The organism is Roseofilum sp. SBFL, from assembly GCF_017746885.1.
Classification (GTDB): Bacteria; Cyanobacteriota; Cyanobacteriia; order Cyanobacteriales; family Desertifilaceae; genus Roseofilum.
Genome location: NZ_JAGHZH010000019.1, coordinates 1 through 14,960, shown reverse-complemented (window position 1 = coordinate 14,960; position 14,960 = coordinate 1). Strand labels below are relative to the sequence as shown.

Genomic DNA, 14,960 nt, shown 5'->3' with positions numbered 1-14,960 from the left:
TCGGCAGAGCGAGCTACATGTTTCCGAAGTGTTAACTCTCCATCCATCGTCTACTCTACTCTTCAGCTCTTTACCTTCCCTCTTATTCTAGCCCTCTTTCGGCAGAGTGACAAAAGAGGGATACAGCGCTTTGCGCTGTATGGGTTGGTTTGTGTGGTTAGATGTTGACAACGATCGCGATATGGATCTGTTTTGGGCTGATGAAACCACGTTTTGGCTCTACAGAAACCAAGCGGGAACCTTTGTTGCAGAAGAGTTAGGGCAAGAGGAGAGTTCAGTCAATCAACTTGCGATCGCCGATTATGATAATGATGGAGACTTAGATTTATTTGCCGCCTCTAGAAGAGGAAGTGTATTATTTACAAATAATCAAGGTGAATATACGGCTACCGATCCCGAATCTATTGGACTTCCTTCTAGAGCCTTTGCTGCTAACTGGGTCGATTATGATAATGATGGGTTAACTGATTTATATACGTTGCGGTATGGAATGTATCGCCAACGTCCTAATCACACCTTTGAGAAAATTAATCTATTACAGGTTAATTCACCTAAGACATTTGGAGGATATGCTTATTGTACTTGGTTTGATGCCGATAATGATGGCGATCGCGACTTACTGATCGGTAAATCAGAAGAAATGTCTTGGTGGGAAAAACAACAAAAGAAAGCCGAGGATATTGCCGAATTAAGCAAATCTAGCAAGTCTAAAGTGTTGCTCTATCGGAATCCTGGAAATGAGAACCATTGGTTACAAATAGAATTGAAAGGGGCTGCGGGCAATACAGTCGCTATTGGTGGTAAAGTTAAAGTCATTACCGAAAATGGGACTCAATTCCAGCAAGTTGGTCAAGCAGATGGGGCTTGGCGATCTCAAGGTCACTACCGACTCTACTTTGGTTTAGGACAGCAAGATAAAGTTGAGTCCATTCAAGTCACTTGGCCCAATGGAAAAACTCAAGACATTCCCAACCCAGAAATTGATAAACTCTTAATTATCCAGCAAGTCTAAGCTCATGAGTCTAACCAAGCAATCTCTCGATGCAAAATCTCTTTAAGGTTGATAATATCAGACCGAAAGACTTCATTCAGAGATTGTCTTAACTCCATGGATAAGGGGGGAATAGGGGCACTATTCCATTGCTTCAAGTTTTTGATTAACTTCTGATATAAAGACCGTGGTAGCCATTTTTCTAGAAATGACTTTAAGGGATTAGAGGTATATAAAAACTGATGGACTAATTTATTTTTCGGCCAATATCCTTGATTTTTTCGTCCTTCAACATTTGGGACAAAAGTATCATCTACCCCTAGATACTGATACACTTCCTTCATTGTCCCTAGGGGATCTTGGCGAAAATCATCATATACAATAATTTTTAGTTGTTCTGGGGGAAAGTAATCTAAATATCGCTTAATTTGTTCTGAATACATCCCCACTTGAGTATAATGCCAATCCCAACCCCAACGATTATTGATTCTCTCTTGTTCTTGGTCTAAAGCATCTTCTAAGGATAAAGGTTCTAGTAAATGCCGGATATTCATCACATAATGGGAATACAACCGATCCACCGGATTTCGTAACATAACAATCATTTTTATATCCGGAAGATAGTTCTTAATCTTTTCCGGGGCTTGGGGAAAATAAAGATATCTGACTGAGGCTTCGCCAATGGCACTTTCTCCAGAGACCCTATCAAACAATTGTTGATAACTTTGCCAATCAGTAATCGTGTTTTGATATAATCTTTTACACAAAATTTCTGGAGGTTCTGGCCCGATAAATGGGGGTAACTTCATCCCTTCAAAGACAAAAAAGTTAGGTTCTTTAGGATTAGACATGAACACCTGGGGATGCTGTTTGAGGTAATTCCAGACAGAGCTAGTCCCGGATTTTGCTGCCCCTAGAAGGATAAAGTTGGGAAGAGTCATTGTATGTTAACCTCAACCAGAAGTATGGAATAAATGAGTATTAAACTAGAATACGATACGATCGCTCCGTCTAGCCAAGGCAATTGAACCCAAGGAGTCCAGAGTATCCTGTAATACAGATTAATCGTGCAAAAAGGCGATCGCCCAGATTGACCCTAGAAGGAATTGTAGCCGATTATTCACCCTTAAGCCAAGAGCTGCTGCGATCGGCGATCGTCATGAATAGCACGGGTGGCTAGTTTTCCTTTAGTGTTGCCTTTCCTGAAGATAATTTCTTGGAGTACAATTCCCTTGTGTCGGTACAGTGCAAGTCTCTCGAATACGGCAAGCGGTGTAGAGACAGATGCCGATGATTGAAGCGGCAGTATTGGGTGGGGAGACGATTACTTATCGTTATGATGAGGTGGGAAATCGTCTCACGGCTGGTGCGCTCCGTTATGTTTATGATGATAATGACCGGTTGATTCAGGTGAAGGAGAAGGGTGAGAAGACGATTCACTATAGTTATGATGATAATGGGAATTTAATCGAGCGCAGACAGCAAGGAACTGGGACGATTGAGTATACTTGGGACGACTAAAATCGCTTGGTGAAAGTTGAAGAAGATGGTGAGGTGGTTGAGTATGAATATGATGATGATAATATTCGGGTTTCTCAGACGGTAGGTGGGGAGAAAACGAGCTTTTTGTTGGATAAGAATCGTCCTTATGCTCAGGTGTTGGCGGAGTTTGTTGATGGGGAGGGAGTGGCGAGTTATGTCTATGGTTTGGATCTAATTTCTCAGGAGCGAAATGGGGAAGATTGGTTCTATTTTGTGGATGGGTTGGGGAGTACGAGAGGACTGACTGATAGTAGTGGTGAGGTTACGGATGCGTATTGGTATGATGCTTATGGCAATTTGGTGGAGAGGGTTGGCAATAGTGAGAATGATTATTTATTTGCTGGGGAGCAGTTTGATGAGGGGTTGGGACAGTATTATTTAAGGCAGAGGTATTATGATGCGACGACGGGGAGGTTTACGCGACGGGATACTTATGAAGGGCGTTTAGAGGAATCTATTAGTCTGCATAAGTACTTTGTATGCTCATGGGAATCCGGTAAGTTATGTAGATCCGAGTCGATTATCTCTAGCAATGCCATTTGGTGGTGTTTATAAAGATACAAGGAATTGGATTAATTTATTCCGATCTAGAATGTTCGTATGATACCGATCCCTCTTGGATACTTAGAAGTATACATAACAGTGACTTTGACTTTGCTCAAATTGATTTATTGGGTGATACAGCGCTTCGCGCGGTAATAGGTAATAGGTAAACCATTTTTCACGCTATAATGCCCATTCTTCCGGCTTTTCATGGGAAGGCACTCTCAAGGAAAATTTCGATTACTGTACCTCATAACATCGAAAAGTGCTGTATAGGAGATTCATGGAATTTTCTAAAAGAAAACTGTTAGCTCTGTCTCGCTGCAACTCCTTTTCCTGTCGTTGGCGATCGCGTCTTCTCTTGATTCTACTTTAAGTTAGGCGATCGCACTATCTCTAAAAAGAATACCAGAGTTGAGGGCGATCGCACTTTTGGTGATGTCGAAAAGTGACAGAAAAGGTGTCTTGTTGATTTCTTGTCGGAGGAATAGATTAATTGTCCATAACTTCCTCTAACTGGGCGGTTTTCACCCGGAATTGTCGGGTTTGATTGCCCCGTTTTACCTGAATGGATAAGGATGTACCTAAACCACTTTGATCGACGATCCACTGCAATTTATCTACCGTTTTAATCGGTTGATTATCAATAGCAATGATAACATCCCCTCGACGTAAACCCGCATCAGCCGCAGGAGTATCTGGAAGCACTTTCATGACTAAAACTCCTTCAATTTCGGGCAAGAATAAGGGAGCGTTGGAGTCACGATTATTTTCCTTGGCTAACTCTGGGGTGAGGTTAACAATTTGCACGCCAATGTAAGGATGGGCAACTTTTTCTCCTTTCGTGAGTTGTCCTTGAATGGCTTTGGCTTTATTAATGGGAATGGCAAATCCAATTCCGGTAGCATTGGCGCGAATAGCGGTATTAATTCCAATCACTTCGCCTTGGTCGTTGAGCAGGGGACCGCCGGAATTTCCGGGGTTAATCGCCGCATCAGTTTGGATAAAGTCTACCCGTTTATCGGGAATGCCGACTTCTGAAGAGGGGCGATTAAGGGTGCTGATAATACCGAGAGTGACGGTGTTATCTAAGCCTAGGGGGTTGCCTACAGCGATCGCCCAATCGCCGACTTGTACGCGATCGGAATCGCCCAAGGGAGCCATCGGTAATTGCCCTTGGGGGTCGTCAATTTCCACTACAGCTAAGTCCGTAACCCGATCGGTGCCTAAAACGTTGCCTTCAAAGGAGCGACCATCTTTGAGAGTCACTTGTACGCGGTCTGCACCACTCACCACATGGGCATTGGTCAGAATAATTCCATTCGAGTCGATAATAAATCCTGAGCCTTGGCCCCGTTGCAGTTCTTCACGGGGTGCAGTATTAAAAAACTCTTCACCAAAAAAACGTTGAAAGAAGGGATCGGTCATAAAGGGGTCTATATTCCGTACAATGGTACGCTCCGTATCAATCCGAACGACTGCGGGGCCAACTTGATTCACGGCACTCGTGACAAAATTGTTGGCTCCCGGCTGAGGCACTTGGAGAGCCAGTGCAGAGGGTGCGGCAAAGTTGAGGAACAGGGTCAACAGAGACATGGAAAGTAGAAATAAAATGTTCCCTTGGACTCCACTTATGGAACATTTTCTAGACAATAAACGCATAATCAACCATCAAAATTACTATGTACAACATTGGGTAATATCGTAACTCGCTGGGTGGGTATTGATAACCCGATGAGGTAAGGAAGAGGCAATAGAGGATGGGAGTAGGGACAAAATTTTTTTGTCTCTACCCAACCGACAAATTTTTTCCAGGGAAAAATGGTTTACCTCTTACCCACTACCGATTACTTGATAAATTTTAACGGGTGCGGTGCGACCTTTGAGGGAGACCGATCCGATCGCCTGGGTCGGAAATTGCCCCTTGATTTTTTCATAGGTTTCTTCACTAATCAGGATGCGACATAAGCCGCCATCTAAGGTTTTATCATAACTTTCTAAACGAGCCGCAACATTAACACTATCGCCAATGGTGGTATAGTTCATCCGTTGGTCGGAACCGAGGGAACCCGCGACCACTTCGCCGGTAGCGATACCCACCCGCATCGCTACAGTCGGTAGTCCGGAAGCTTTCCAAGCACGGTTGAGCGATCGCAGTGTTTTTCCCATTTCTACAGCACACTGTACCGCTAATTGGGCATCTTGGGCGATCGCCTCGGTCGTGGTGCTGGGAATAGGAACCCCAAAAACCGCCATCACCGCATCGCCAATAAATTTATCTACTACCCCATCATGGTTTAAGACAATATTGACCATGGCATTCATATATTGATTTAACCAAACCATCAGAGTTTCCGGGTCTATACTTTCGCTAATAGTCGTAAAACCTTGCAAGTCCGTAAATAAAACCGTAGCCGTTAGTTTTCGTCCCGTTAGTTTCCCTTCATTAAGCAGTTGGTGTCGGTCTCTCCAAACGGCTTGGGCAATTTTAGGTGTGACGTGGCGCTCAAATAAGTGCATAATGGTTTGTCGGTTGTGGCGCTCTAACAAGCCAATATAAGCTGTAATTGAAATGGCTGCCCCGAATAGTGCAACTAGGGGAGGAAATACAGGTAACCACCAACCCAATAGAAATGCTCCATACGTGATTAAGGTTAAACCAAAACTACAGAAAAAAACGCCGATCATTTTCCAACGGATACGCAAGAAAATCCAGCCTAAAATAGCCCCCCAAGTTGACCAAAATCCAATCCAAAGGCCTTCTTCGAGTTCTGACCAAAACTGGATTTGGGGACGGTCATCTAAAGCTGCGCTAATGATGTGACTGGCCAGATCTGCATGAATTTCAACCCCGGAACGAATACCCCCTTCTTGGAAACTATAGCCAAAGGGAGTAATGAAGCGGTCATTGAGACTTGCTGCTTTTCCACCAATGAGGACAATGCGATCGCGCATCAGATCGGGGATGAGGCGATCGTCTAAAACATCACTGAGGGTTACTGTTTCAAATAATTGACAAGGCTGCTGGGAAAGCAAACAAAACCGAGGGCGAAAATTTAACATAATCTGATAGCCTCCGGTATCTGCATTCACATACCCGCCATCATTGGGTTGGAGGGGGCTAAAAATAGCTTTTCCCAAGCCTACCTTACCCCTGTGGGCATCGAGCATCTCTAATTCAACGCCCTCATCTTGCAGGTAATCCAAAGCCAATCGAGTCCCCAATCCATAAAACGTTTTACCGCCACTATCGCGAACTGACAATAACATCCGTCTAATTTTGCCATCACCATCCAGAATCAAATCGGCGGCTGAAACTTGATTGAGTTCCTCTAAAACCGGGGAAGAAGCCACCGACTCTCCCAGGCGATCGCCCTCAATTTTGGCAATCCCAATTAAGTTTGGGGTATTTCTAGCGACCTCCACAAACTGCTGATAACCCGGTTCTACAGGCAAATCTCGATACAGATCCAAGCCGATCGCCCTAGGATTTTGGGACTGGATTTTCTCAATTAATTGAGTCAAAACTCGATCGGATAGGGGCCATTTTTGCATTTGCTGAATATCCGATTCTGTAATGCCTACAATTACAATTCTTTCATCCATCGGTTCTATGGGTCGCCAGCGGAAAAATTGGTCTAATGCTGCCCATTCTAAAAGTTGGAATACTCCGATCATTCGCAATCCAATAACCGCTAATGCCATGCTCGGAGCAATCAGAATAACCCCTCTCCATTCTTCCCAATTTTGTTGGATTTTTTTCCACATATATAGCCAGAGGACTAAGGCTGACAACAATTAACGATTGAAGATTCTAGAATTAAGGGGTCAATATCAGTGATTTGATTTTGCAAGAAATGCTTCCATGTTTTTTGCAATTTATCATTGTTGGGATTCTTTTCCAATTGTTCATATAAAACACTCAAGGTGTCGAACCAAATCCCTTCTTTAGCATAGGTGATTATCATTTCCATAACCGAAGAAGCCTCTACTTTTTGCTGGAGGGTTTCATCTACTGCGATTTTTTTGATCCATCCGGAAGACGGGAAAGCAAAGGAAGGTTCACTGCCTGGAGTAACTTGGGGACATTGTAAGTAAATTGCCCATTCATAATATTGGTCATTTTCCAATTTCCCTTCCAAGGGAATTCTTATAATTCCCGGTTTTTGAGGAATATCAATCACCCGCTCATCAATAATTTGTCCATTGGGATAAGGTTGATTATCGGTGACAATAAATTCAATTTGAGTGGCCACCGTGTCCGGGATATAAACAAAAAAGTCAGGAGAAGGATCGATGCTTAAGCCATACTTAATGCCTTGAATTGTTCTGGGGACTAATACGGTAACCGGCATTTGATGGGGTAAACATTTAGGACCTCGACTGGCTCCCCCAACCGTTTCACGGGGGGCCCCTTGACCTGGAGGCGGTTCAAAGTCAATTTGTAGTACTTCTTCTAAAAGGCGACTCCCTCCACCTACGGTTTCATTGGGTCTCCCAGCACCAGGGAGAGGTTCAAAATTGGGGTTTGTGGGCAGTTGGGCTAGAGAAGCTTGGGGGAGAGAGAAGGCTCCAGTTAAAAAGGCCGCATAGCAGCTCAGGTAGATTAAGGTTCTAGAAAAAGGTTGAAACATGGTAGAGAGCGCTTGGCGCTGGTAATGGGGTAATGGGAAAACGCTATATAGCACTTTGTGTTAAGGAATAAGGAATAGCTTGTATGGCTTAGGGTCTAAGGCTTCAAGCTGTACTCCTCTAGAAGAGAGAAGTGCTATATATCTGGAAAATGAGTCAGAATATCTGGAAAATGAGTTCCTAAAGATGGCTCCTATTACTGTTATATCTTGTTGACCGACCCGCATCTGGACTCTCTGGAGTGCTGAGAGTATCTTCTTGAGAAGAAGGGTGTGATATCGTTAGGTTTGGTCAGGAGTTGAACAAAGGATACTACAACAATACAATGCCGAATTACTCCCTACTTACAAAGGTTTCGTATGTTATCGGGCCAATATTGATTATCGTTAGTCATATTGGATCGTTCATGGTTTTACTCACTGGCTTATCTTGGGGTGCGATCGCCTGGATTATTTTTTTATATTTCATCCGAATGCTGGCTACGACAGGCATTTACCATCGACTGCTTACCCACAAAAGCTATCAAGCTAATCCTTTTATTCTCTGGTTAGGATGTATAGTCGGTGCATCGGCTGGACAAATGGGCCCAAGTTGGTGGAAAGCTCACCATCTGTGTCATCATCAATATGCCGAACAAGACCTCGATCCCCACTCTCCCCATGCACCCTATGAGGGAATGCGTGGATTTTATTGGTCTCAAGGGGGATGGTTGCTCTCTAAAAATTTCTTCCCTGCTCAACTACCGAGTGATGTGGAAAATAATCTTCCCTTAAGGATACTCGATCGCTTACATTTTCTGCCTCTGGTTGCCCTAGGAGTCGTTTCTTATGCGATCGGTGGCTGGGAATATTTGGGTGCGTTTTTCCTGAGTACTACCTTACTTTTCCATGGGGTACAAACAGTTAATTCATTTTGCCATATTACCGGCTCTGAATACTTTGAAACCAATGATTTGAGCCGCAATAATGGCTGGGTGGCGTTTCTCACGTTAGGGGAAGGCTGGCATAATCTTCATCATGCGTTTCCTTCCTCAAGTCGCCATGGCATTATGCTCCGTGAAGATAAGGTGATTTATCTGCCCGATCCTACTTATGCATTTATTAAAATGCTAGAGTTTCTCAAGTTGGCTTCTAAACCGAGAATACCGAGTGAAACAGCGCTTTTAAAACGCTCGAAGAAGGAGCCAGAGTTACCGGTTTTAGTGGAAACTTAGGTTAATTATTTCTTGATGAAGCGGTGCTTATAGCGCTTCGGGCTAGGCAAAAGGTAAAAGTTTTGTTTTACAAGATTTTTACCTTTAGAGGGGTAATATAACAAGGGGCTTAAGCTCCTTGTCTCTATTCCCTATTCCCCATTCCCTATTCATAGAAATTGCCGTAAATCGAATTCTGGGGTGGATTCTTGGGGATGCTGGTGTTTGAGCAACATCAGGGGGAGATGATGAGTGATATCAATAATTCCGCGCAACTCGTCTTGTAGGATTTGTAGCCCTCCATTGGCATAGTCTTCGAGGATTTGAATTTGACTGGCGATCGCCTCTGGAGAGGAAAGGGAAAGAACGCTAACGTCCTCCGTTTTGGCGATCGCCAATAGGCGAATGGTGCGATCGTATCCCCGCGATCGAAAAACCTCCCAGGCAATGGGAGCGGGTTCCTTAGCAATAACATCATTCAGGGGAACCGCTTGATTACGGTGATATCCTAGAGTAGCCGCAAATATCACCACATCCGCATAGGTTTCAAACGGCGCATTATCCTCGTTAGATTCAACCAATCGCTTGACTAACTCTCCCTTATCCTTCGCTAATCGAATGCGGTATCCTGCCATCCTACCTTGTCCCAGATCGTTCTATGCTTTCTGAAAGCCTAAACCATGATCTTTGGCGTAACGTTCCATAAAGCGCATAAACCGATCCCACTTCGCCTCTCCTTCCATCACATATAAGGCTTCCACAGTCGTGGGTTTACCATCAATAAACTTAGCCTTTACTTCTCGACTGACAATTTCCCCTTCTTCATCAATCAGATGTAACCCAGTGACTTCATCCGTATTGCCTTCCTTAAAAACGGTGGGATCGGAAAAAATAAATGTTGCTGTACCACTACTTTTATTTTTCGCACGGGTCAGACGCACTTCAGGAACATCTTTTTCTGTGATTCCTTTGGTTAACTGGATTTCTGCCATATTTTTGTGATTTAGGGTAATTCAAACGAATTAAAGGTGTCTTACTATCATGTCAGTACCAGGGAAGTTGTGCAACTATAGCACTTCGCGCTAGGGAATGGGGAATAGGGCATGAGGAATAGGGAAAAACCCGGTTTTCCCTATTCCTCAGTCTGTTGATAAAAGGGCTGGATTAATTCGGCTTTGACTGGCGATCGCTTTAATTCTCGCACTAAACGCTCGGCTTGATGGAGATAGAGCGGTTTCGGTAAAATTTGGGGTAGGTTATTCATCCCTCGGTCTAGGAAGATAAAATAGAACTTGTCGCTTAGTGGTATTGATGTCTTGAAGCGATCGCGTATTATACCATCGATGACCCTCTTCAAGTTCAAAGCTCATCATCGGCTTCAGCAATTAAACTCTTGCAGTGATGGGCTTTGACTCTACTCCCTACCCATTATAAATCAGTTACTCACACATATTTTACACAAAACCACTTCACTACTAAGAGGGGGAATGAGACAGATAGGACTTACGCAGATCGATCCATACAATTCTCTATAAAGAGGGTAAAAATTTACTCAATTATTACTCGTAGTTTCACTGCATAATAGCTGTCCTAACTAACTCATTTACTGCTGTGGTTCATGATGTCTCCCACTTGCAAGCGGGAGCCATTCATAAAATCGCTTCCCAATTGCGCCCGTTTTCCAGCTAATTGCACTTGATGCAAAACTAACAACCCTTGTCCAGTTTTCACCACTGGGCCAAATCCTTTGGCAAGAAAAACAACTTCTCCCACTTGGGTATCATCCAAGTCCATATGTTGTAAATTCTGTTCTAATGCCGTCAACTCTTCAGGCAATTCTAATCCTTGATCCATCATTAAGGGAGAAGTTTCCATGACCTTCAATAGGCGATCGCGAAATTGAGCAATGCAAGACGGAAAAAATGCCCGCACTTGGTTATGTAACTCTAGGGCACTGCGTTGCCAATCTAACTCATAATCCGGTTTACTAATCAAAGGTGCATAGGTCGCTAAATCATTATCCTGGGCAATGGGGGTAATCTGCTGTTGATCGAGTGTTAACAAAGTGTCGATTAATAAATCTGCGCCCATCTGAGCTAACCGTTCGGCTAGAGTATGGGCATTGTCCCTTAAACGAATGGGGGTCACTGACTTAAGCAACATATCTCCGGTATCCATTCCCTTATCCATAAGCATAGTAGTAATACCGGTTTCCCTTTCCCCATGATAGAGACACCATTGGATGGGAGCGGCTCCCCGATATTGAGGTAAAATTGAGCCATGGACATTCACGCATCCGAGTCTAGGCATATTCAGAATCTTGAGGGAAAGAATTTGACCGTAGGCAACCACCACAAACACATCAGCCTGCATTTGCTCTAATTCCTGTAACGTCAAGGAGTCTTTCTTAATTCGTTCAGGTTGCCACACGGGTAAATTCTCCCTCAGAGCAATGGTTTTCACAGCAGAGGGGATGGCTTTACCCCCTCGACCTCGACGTTTATCTGGTTGGGTGACAACGCCCAGAACTTTGAATTGTGGATCGGATAATAATCGCTCTAGGGTAGGGACAGCAAAGGCAGGTGTACCAAAAAAAATAACTCTCATGGGTTACGGTTCTGTATGATGTTTGAGAAACGGTTAAGGATTGGACAATGGTTACGTTATTGTTTTAAGTTACCGGAGGATATCGTTCACAACCCATGTTCTAGACTTTCAATTCTATATCCATTCTCGATCGCTCAAGTCTGACTCACGCTTTCAGTTTAAACTCTATGGCTTATTGTCGTCGGTATTTCCGGTTCTATTCCCATATTCTGCAACGGGAAATGGAAGTCTTGCATTTTGGGGACTCTGGCTATCCCATGTTGTTGTTTCCTTCAAGCAATGGACGCTTTTTCGATCCAGAAGACCGGGGTTTAATAGCGGCTCTGGGGCGGCATTTGGATATGGGCTGGACTCAGGTGTTTTGTTTAGATACCTTGGACTGGGAAACACTTTTAGCTCCAGGATTAACGATTCAGGAACGCCGTCAGCGCTGGTTATTGTTAGAGAAACATTGGTATAAGGAGTTTATACCCTATGCTTGTGATGAAGCCCAAAATGATTTTTTAGTGGCCGCTGGCTGTTCTTTGGGTGCAACCCATGCGTTAAATTTGGCTTTGCGCTATCCAAATATTGTCCGCCGCTGTATTTCTATGTCGGGAACCTATGATTTAAGCAAGCTGCCTGGGATTGCGCAGTTGAATTCCGAAGAAACCACTAAGGAGTTGCATTTTATTAATCCAGTCGCCTACATGGCTAATATGAACCGCGATCGCTGGTTAGAGTTAGGAGGAGCCAATACTGACCTGAAATTACTCACAGCTCAACATGACCACTGTCTCTCCGATTATCTACGCTTGTGTGATATTTTTAATCGCAATGGCATTCCCCATCATTTAGAAATTTGGGATGGGGGCCATGATTGGTCAATTTGGCAAGCACAACTAGCAGCGTTTGCCTAACCCAATTCCACAGATTTCTTCTAGACTAAACATCGAGCAAAGAAGGAGTTTCTGGTTCACACTTTTAGCCTACTCCCTTTGCTCCTCATGATTTATCGCGAACGATCGCCGTCTGAACCTAAACTGAAAAATGGATAGGGGCAAACAGTCGTTCGCCCCTATCCATTTGTCGATCCTTGAGGATGGCTATCGGTGAAATTAGGCGATCGCCGCCATTTTCACCTCACTATTGGCCAATAACTCTTGCAGTTCATCAGAATCAACCGTTTCCCGTTCCACTAGCATTTGTGCCAATTGGTCGAGGACAGCGCGGTTATTGACTAAAACTGCCTTAGCACGGCGATAGGCCTGGTCTACCAGATTCCGCACCTCATCATCAATAGCGGCTGCCGTTTCTTCCGAGAAATCCCGCTCGGCTGCAATATCGCGACCCAGGAACATATTGCCTTGCTGACGACCTAATGCGACCGGTCCGAGGCGATCGCTCATCCCGAAACGAGTCACCATTTGCCGAGCCACCCGTGCCACCTGTTGCAAGTCATTCGATGCACCAGTGGTCACTTCTTCATCGCCAAAGACAATCTCTTCAGCCAAACGACCGCCCAGAGCAACCGCCATCTGGTTTTGCAGATAAGAACGGCTGTATAATCCGGAATCCATGCGCTCTTCACTCGGTGTGAACCAAGTCAAACCCCCGGCACGGCCGCGAGGAATAATGCTAATTTTCTGTACGGGATCGTAATCTGGCATCAAAGCGCCCACCAAAGCATGGCCAGCTTCATGATAGGCAACCAATTCCTTGCGTTTTTCACTCATAACCCGGTCTTTCTTCTCGGGACCAGCCAGAACGCGGTCAATAGCATCATTGACTTCATCCATGGAAATCTCAGTTAAATTGCGACGAGCCGCTAAAATGGCTCCCTCATTCAAGAGATTGGAGAGGTCTGCACCGGTAAATCCAGGAGTCCGACGGGCAATTTTTTCCAGATCCACATCAGGGGATAGGGTTTTGCCCCGGGAATGAACATTAAGAATTTCTAAGCGTCCAGCATAGTCGGGACGGTCTACGACCACCTGACGGTCAAAGCGACCGGGACGCATCAAGGCGGCATCGAGAACATCAGGACGGTTAGTTGCCGCAATAATGATAATTCCGGTATTGCCTTCAAAGCCGTCCATTTCGGTCAGCAATTGGTTCAGGGTTTGTTCGCGCTCGTCATTGCCACCACCTAAACCTGCACCCCGTTGACGACCAACGGCATCAATTTCATCGATAAAGACGATACAGGGAGCATTGGCTTTGGCTTGTTCAAACAAATCCCGGACGCGGGACGCACCAACTCCGACAAACATTTCAACAAACTCAGAACCCGATATGGAGAAAAAGGGAACTCCTGCTTCACCTGCAACTGCTTTTGCCAGTAGAGTTTTACCCGTTCCAGGAGGGCCAACTAAGAGGACACCTTTGGGGATTTTAGCGCCCACTGCCGTGAAGCGATCGGCGTTTTTCAAGAAGTCTACGACTTCTGTTAACTCTAATTTGGCTTGTTCAATCCCAGCCACATCTCCGAAGGTGACTTGGGTTTGGGCTTCCATTTGCACCCTAGCCTTCGATTTCCCAAAGTTCATCGCCTGAGAGCCAGGGCCATTTTGGGCCCGTCTGAGGAGGAAAAAGACCCCTACCACCAGCAAAATCGGGATAAACAGACTACTTAAGGCCCGCACCCAAGCCCCATCATCACTGGGAGGTAAAACTGAGATATCAACATTATTGTTTGTGAGAATGTTGAGTAGATCTGGATCGTTGGGAAGGTTAACCAGAATCTTATCGCCATTTTCTGCGGTCACTAGCGCTCTGGTACGGTCAGCACTGAGGTTGACCCGCTCTACCCGTTGGCTCTCAACTTCATCAATCAGTTGACTGTAGGGCCAGGTTTGGGTGGGTTGGGGTTGTTGGTCAAACAACGCTGTTCCCAAGGCAATGACGACGATCGCCAGTAAAGCATATAGTCCTGCATTTCTCCACCGTTTGTTCACGCCTATTCGATCCTCCTGTTGTGTTTTAGGGTATTTAGGACGGTTCTCGTTTATGATTATTAATCTTATATTAACGAATATTACGAAACTGTGACCGATCGGTTGGCTAATTGGGAATGGCGATCTCCCTACATCCACAGTTTAATCAGGGATTGCCCATTTGAAAAATTCCCCGATCCGGGGTCAGTGATAGATCAGATCGGTGTGGGGAGTGTGGAAAACCCTACCGCGATCGCAAGAGGAAGTCCTGAAGCTCAAGGGCGATCTCGCTGAGTTTGTATCGCCTCAACAGTAACAATCGCTCGAGTGATATCTCATAACTCCAGTAGGGCAAGAATTACCGTGATTTCAATTTCATTTGAATACTGAAGATGTGATGGTATAGCAAAGAAAGGGAGCGTTAGGACAGTATCTTAAAAGCTTCTATGATGGCATCATAAAGGGATTCACACTGGTTCTTGAGTTTTCCCACCTCCTTCTTCAGCCGCTCCCAAAAGTGTTCAATTTTATTCAAATC

The 14,960-nt window shown here is 44.7% G+C and carries 16 protein-coding genes; 7 read left to right on the top strand and 9 right to left on the bottom strand.

All coding sequences use genetic code 11. The annotated features are described in order from the left end of the window. Window positions 1–106: 106 nt before the first annotated feature. On the top strand, window positions 107–1,012 hold the full coding sequence (locus tag J7545_RS01635; protein ID WP_318719033.1) for a CRTAC1 family protein: 906 nt from the start codon (window positions 107–109) through the stop codon (window positions 1,010–1,012). 2 nt (window positions 1,013–1,014) lie between these two features. Here J7545_RS01635 and J7545_RS01630 read toward each other — a convergent pair whose 3' ends face one another. Next, on the bottom strand, window positions 1,015–1,932 hold the full coding sequence (locus tag J7545_RS01630) for a sulfotransferase (protein WP_318699145.1): 918 nt from the start codon (window positions 1,930–1,932) through the stop codon (window positions 1,015–1,017). A gap of 83 nt (window positions 1,933–2,015) precedes the next feature. Between J7545_RS01630 and J7545_RS01625 the strand changes: the two genes are divergently transcribed. The 3 genes from J7545_RS01625 (at window position 2,016) to J7545_RS01615 (ending at window position 3,088) form a co-directional block, all read left to right on the top strand. Then, entirely contained in the window at window positions 2,016–2,171 is a 156-nt protein-coding gene (locus J7545_RS01625; protein WP_318699144.1) for a hypothetical protein, read from the top strand. A 104-nt stretch (window positions 2,172–2,275) separates the two neighbouring features. Next, window positions 2,276–2,512: a hypothetical protein gene (locus tag J7545_RS01620; RefSeq protein WP_318699143.1), complete on the top strand. Its 237-nt coding sequence runs from the start codon at window positions 2,276–2,278 to the stop codon at window positions 2,510–2,512. 9 nt (window positions 2,513–2,521) lie between these two features. Further along, window positions 2,522–3,088, top strand: coding sequence for an RHS repeat-associated core domain-containing protein (locus J7545_RS01615; RefSeq protein WP_318699142.1), 567 nt, complete (start codon window positions 2,522–2,524; stop codon window positions 3,086–3,088). 480 nt (window positions 3,089–3,568) lie between these two features. Here the strand turns inward: J7545_RS01615 and J7545_RS01610 are convergent, their stop codons facing one another. The 3 genes from J7545_RS01610 to J7545_RS01600 all read right to left on the bottom strand — a co-directional run bounded on the left by J7545_RS01610 (window position 3,569) and on the right by J7545_RS01600 (window position 7,764). Next, a complete protein-coding gene (locus tag J7545_RS01610) occupies window positions 3,569–4,672 on the bottom strand; it encodes an HhoA/HhoB/HtrA family serine endopeptidase (protein ID WP_318719032.1) in 1,104 nt (367 codons plus the stop codon). A gap of 237 nt (window positions 4,673–4,909) precedes the next feature. After that, window positions 4,910–6,844: an adenylate/guanylate cyclase domain-containing protein gene (locus J7545_RS01605; protein ID WP_318719031.1), complete on the bottom strand. Its 1,935-nt coding sequence runs from the start codon at window positions 6,842–6,844 to the stop codon at window positions 4,910–4,912. 14 nt (window positions 6,845–6,858) lie between these two features. After that, complete coding sequence (locus tag J7545_RS01600) at window positions 6,859–7,764, bottom strand: DUF928 domain-containing protein (RefSeq protein WP_318719030.1); 906 nt, start codon at window positions 7,762–7,764, stop codon at window positions 6,859–6,861. A gap of 269 nt (window positions 7,765–8,033) precedes the next feature. On the opposite strand from J7545_RS01600, the gene J7545_RS01595 reads away from it, so the two are divergent. Continuing rightward, on the top strand, window positions 8,034–8,921 hold the full coding sequence (locus tag J7545_RS01595) for an acyl-CoA desaturase (protein WP_413038681.1): 888 nt from the start codon (window positions 8,034–8,036) through the stop codon (window positions 8,919–8,921). A 149-nt stretch (window positions 8,922–9,070) separates the two neighbouring features. On the opposite strand, the gene J7545_RS01590 is transcribed toward J7545_RS01595, so the two are convergent. From J7545_RS01590 to fmt, 4 genes are all read right to left on the bottom strand, one after another. After that, window positions 9,071–9,535 carry a DNA phosphorothioation-associated protein 4 gene (locus J7545_RS01590; RefSeq protein ID WP_318699137.1) on the bottom strand — a complete coding sequence of 155 codons (465 nt, stop codon included), beginning with the start codon at window positions 9,533–9,535 and terminating at the stop codon, window positions 9,071–9,073. Between the two features lie 21 nt (window positions 9,536–9,556). Further along, window positions 9,557–9,892, bottom strand: coding sequence for a photosystem II reaction center protein Psb28 (psb28, locus tag J7545_RS01585; protein ID WP_318699136.1), 336 nt, complete (start codon window positions 9,890–9,892; stop codon window positions 9,557–9,559). A gap of 140 nt (window positions 9,893–10,032) precedes the next feature. Then, window positions 10,033–10,164: a hypothetical protein gene (locus J7545_RS01580; RefSeq protein WP_318699135.1), complete on the bottom strand. Its 132-nt coding sequence runs from the start codon at window positions 10,162–10,164 to the stop codon at window positions 10,033–10,035. Between the two features lie 335 nt (window positions 10,165–10,499). Continuing rightward, a complete protein-coding gene (fmt, locus tag J7545_RS01575; protein WP_318699134.1) occupies window positions 10,500–11,507 on the bottom strand; it encodes a methionyl-tRNA formyltransferase in 1,008 nt (335 codons plus the stop codon). Between the two features lie 167 nt (window positions 11,508–11,674). On the opposite strand from fmt, the gene J7545_RS01570 reads away from it, so the two are divergent. Further along, window positions 11,675–12,406, top strand: a complete 732-nt coding sequence (locus tag J7545_RS01570; protein WP_318699133.1) for an alpha/beta hydrolase-fold protein — start codon at window positions 11,675–11,677, stop codon at window positions 12,404–12,406. A gap of 198 nt (window positions 12,407–12,604) precedes the next feature. Here the strand turns inward: J7545_RS01570 and ftsH3 are convergent, their stop codons facing one another. Beyond that, window positions 12,605–14,443, bottom strand: a complete 1,839-nt coding sequence (gene ftsH3, locus J7545_RS01565; RefSeq protein WP_318699132.1) for an ATP-dependent zinc metalloprotease FtsH3 — start codon at window positions 14,441–14,443, stop codon at window positions 12,605–12,607. Between the two features lie 90 nt (window positions 14,444–14,533). Here ftsH3 and J7545_RS01560 point away from each other — a divergent pair, with 90 nt between their 5' ends. Beyond that, window positions 14,534–14,716, top strand: a complete 183-nt coding sequence (locus J7545_RS01560; protein WP_318719029.1) for a hypothetical protein — start codon at window positions 14,534–14,536, stop codon at window positions 14,714–14,716. The last annotated feature ends 244 nt before the right edge of the window (window positions 14,717–14,960 follow it).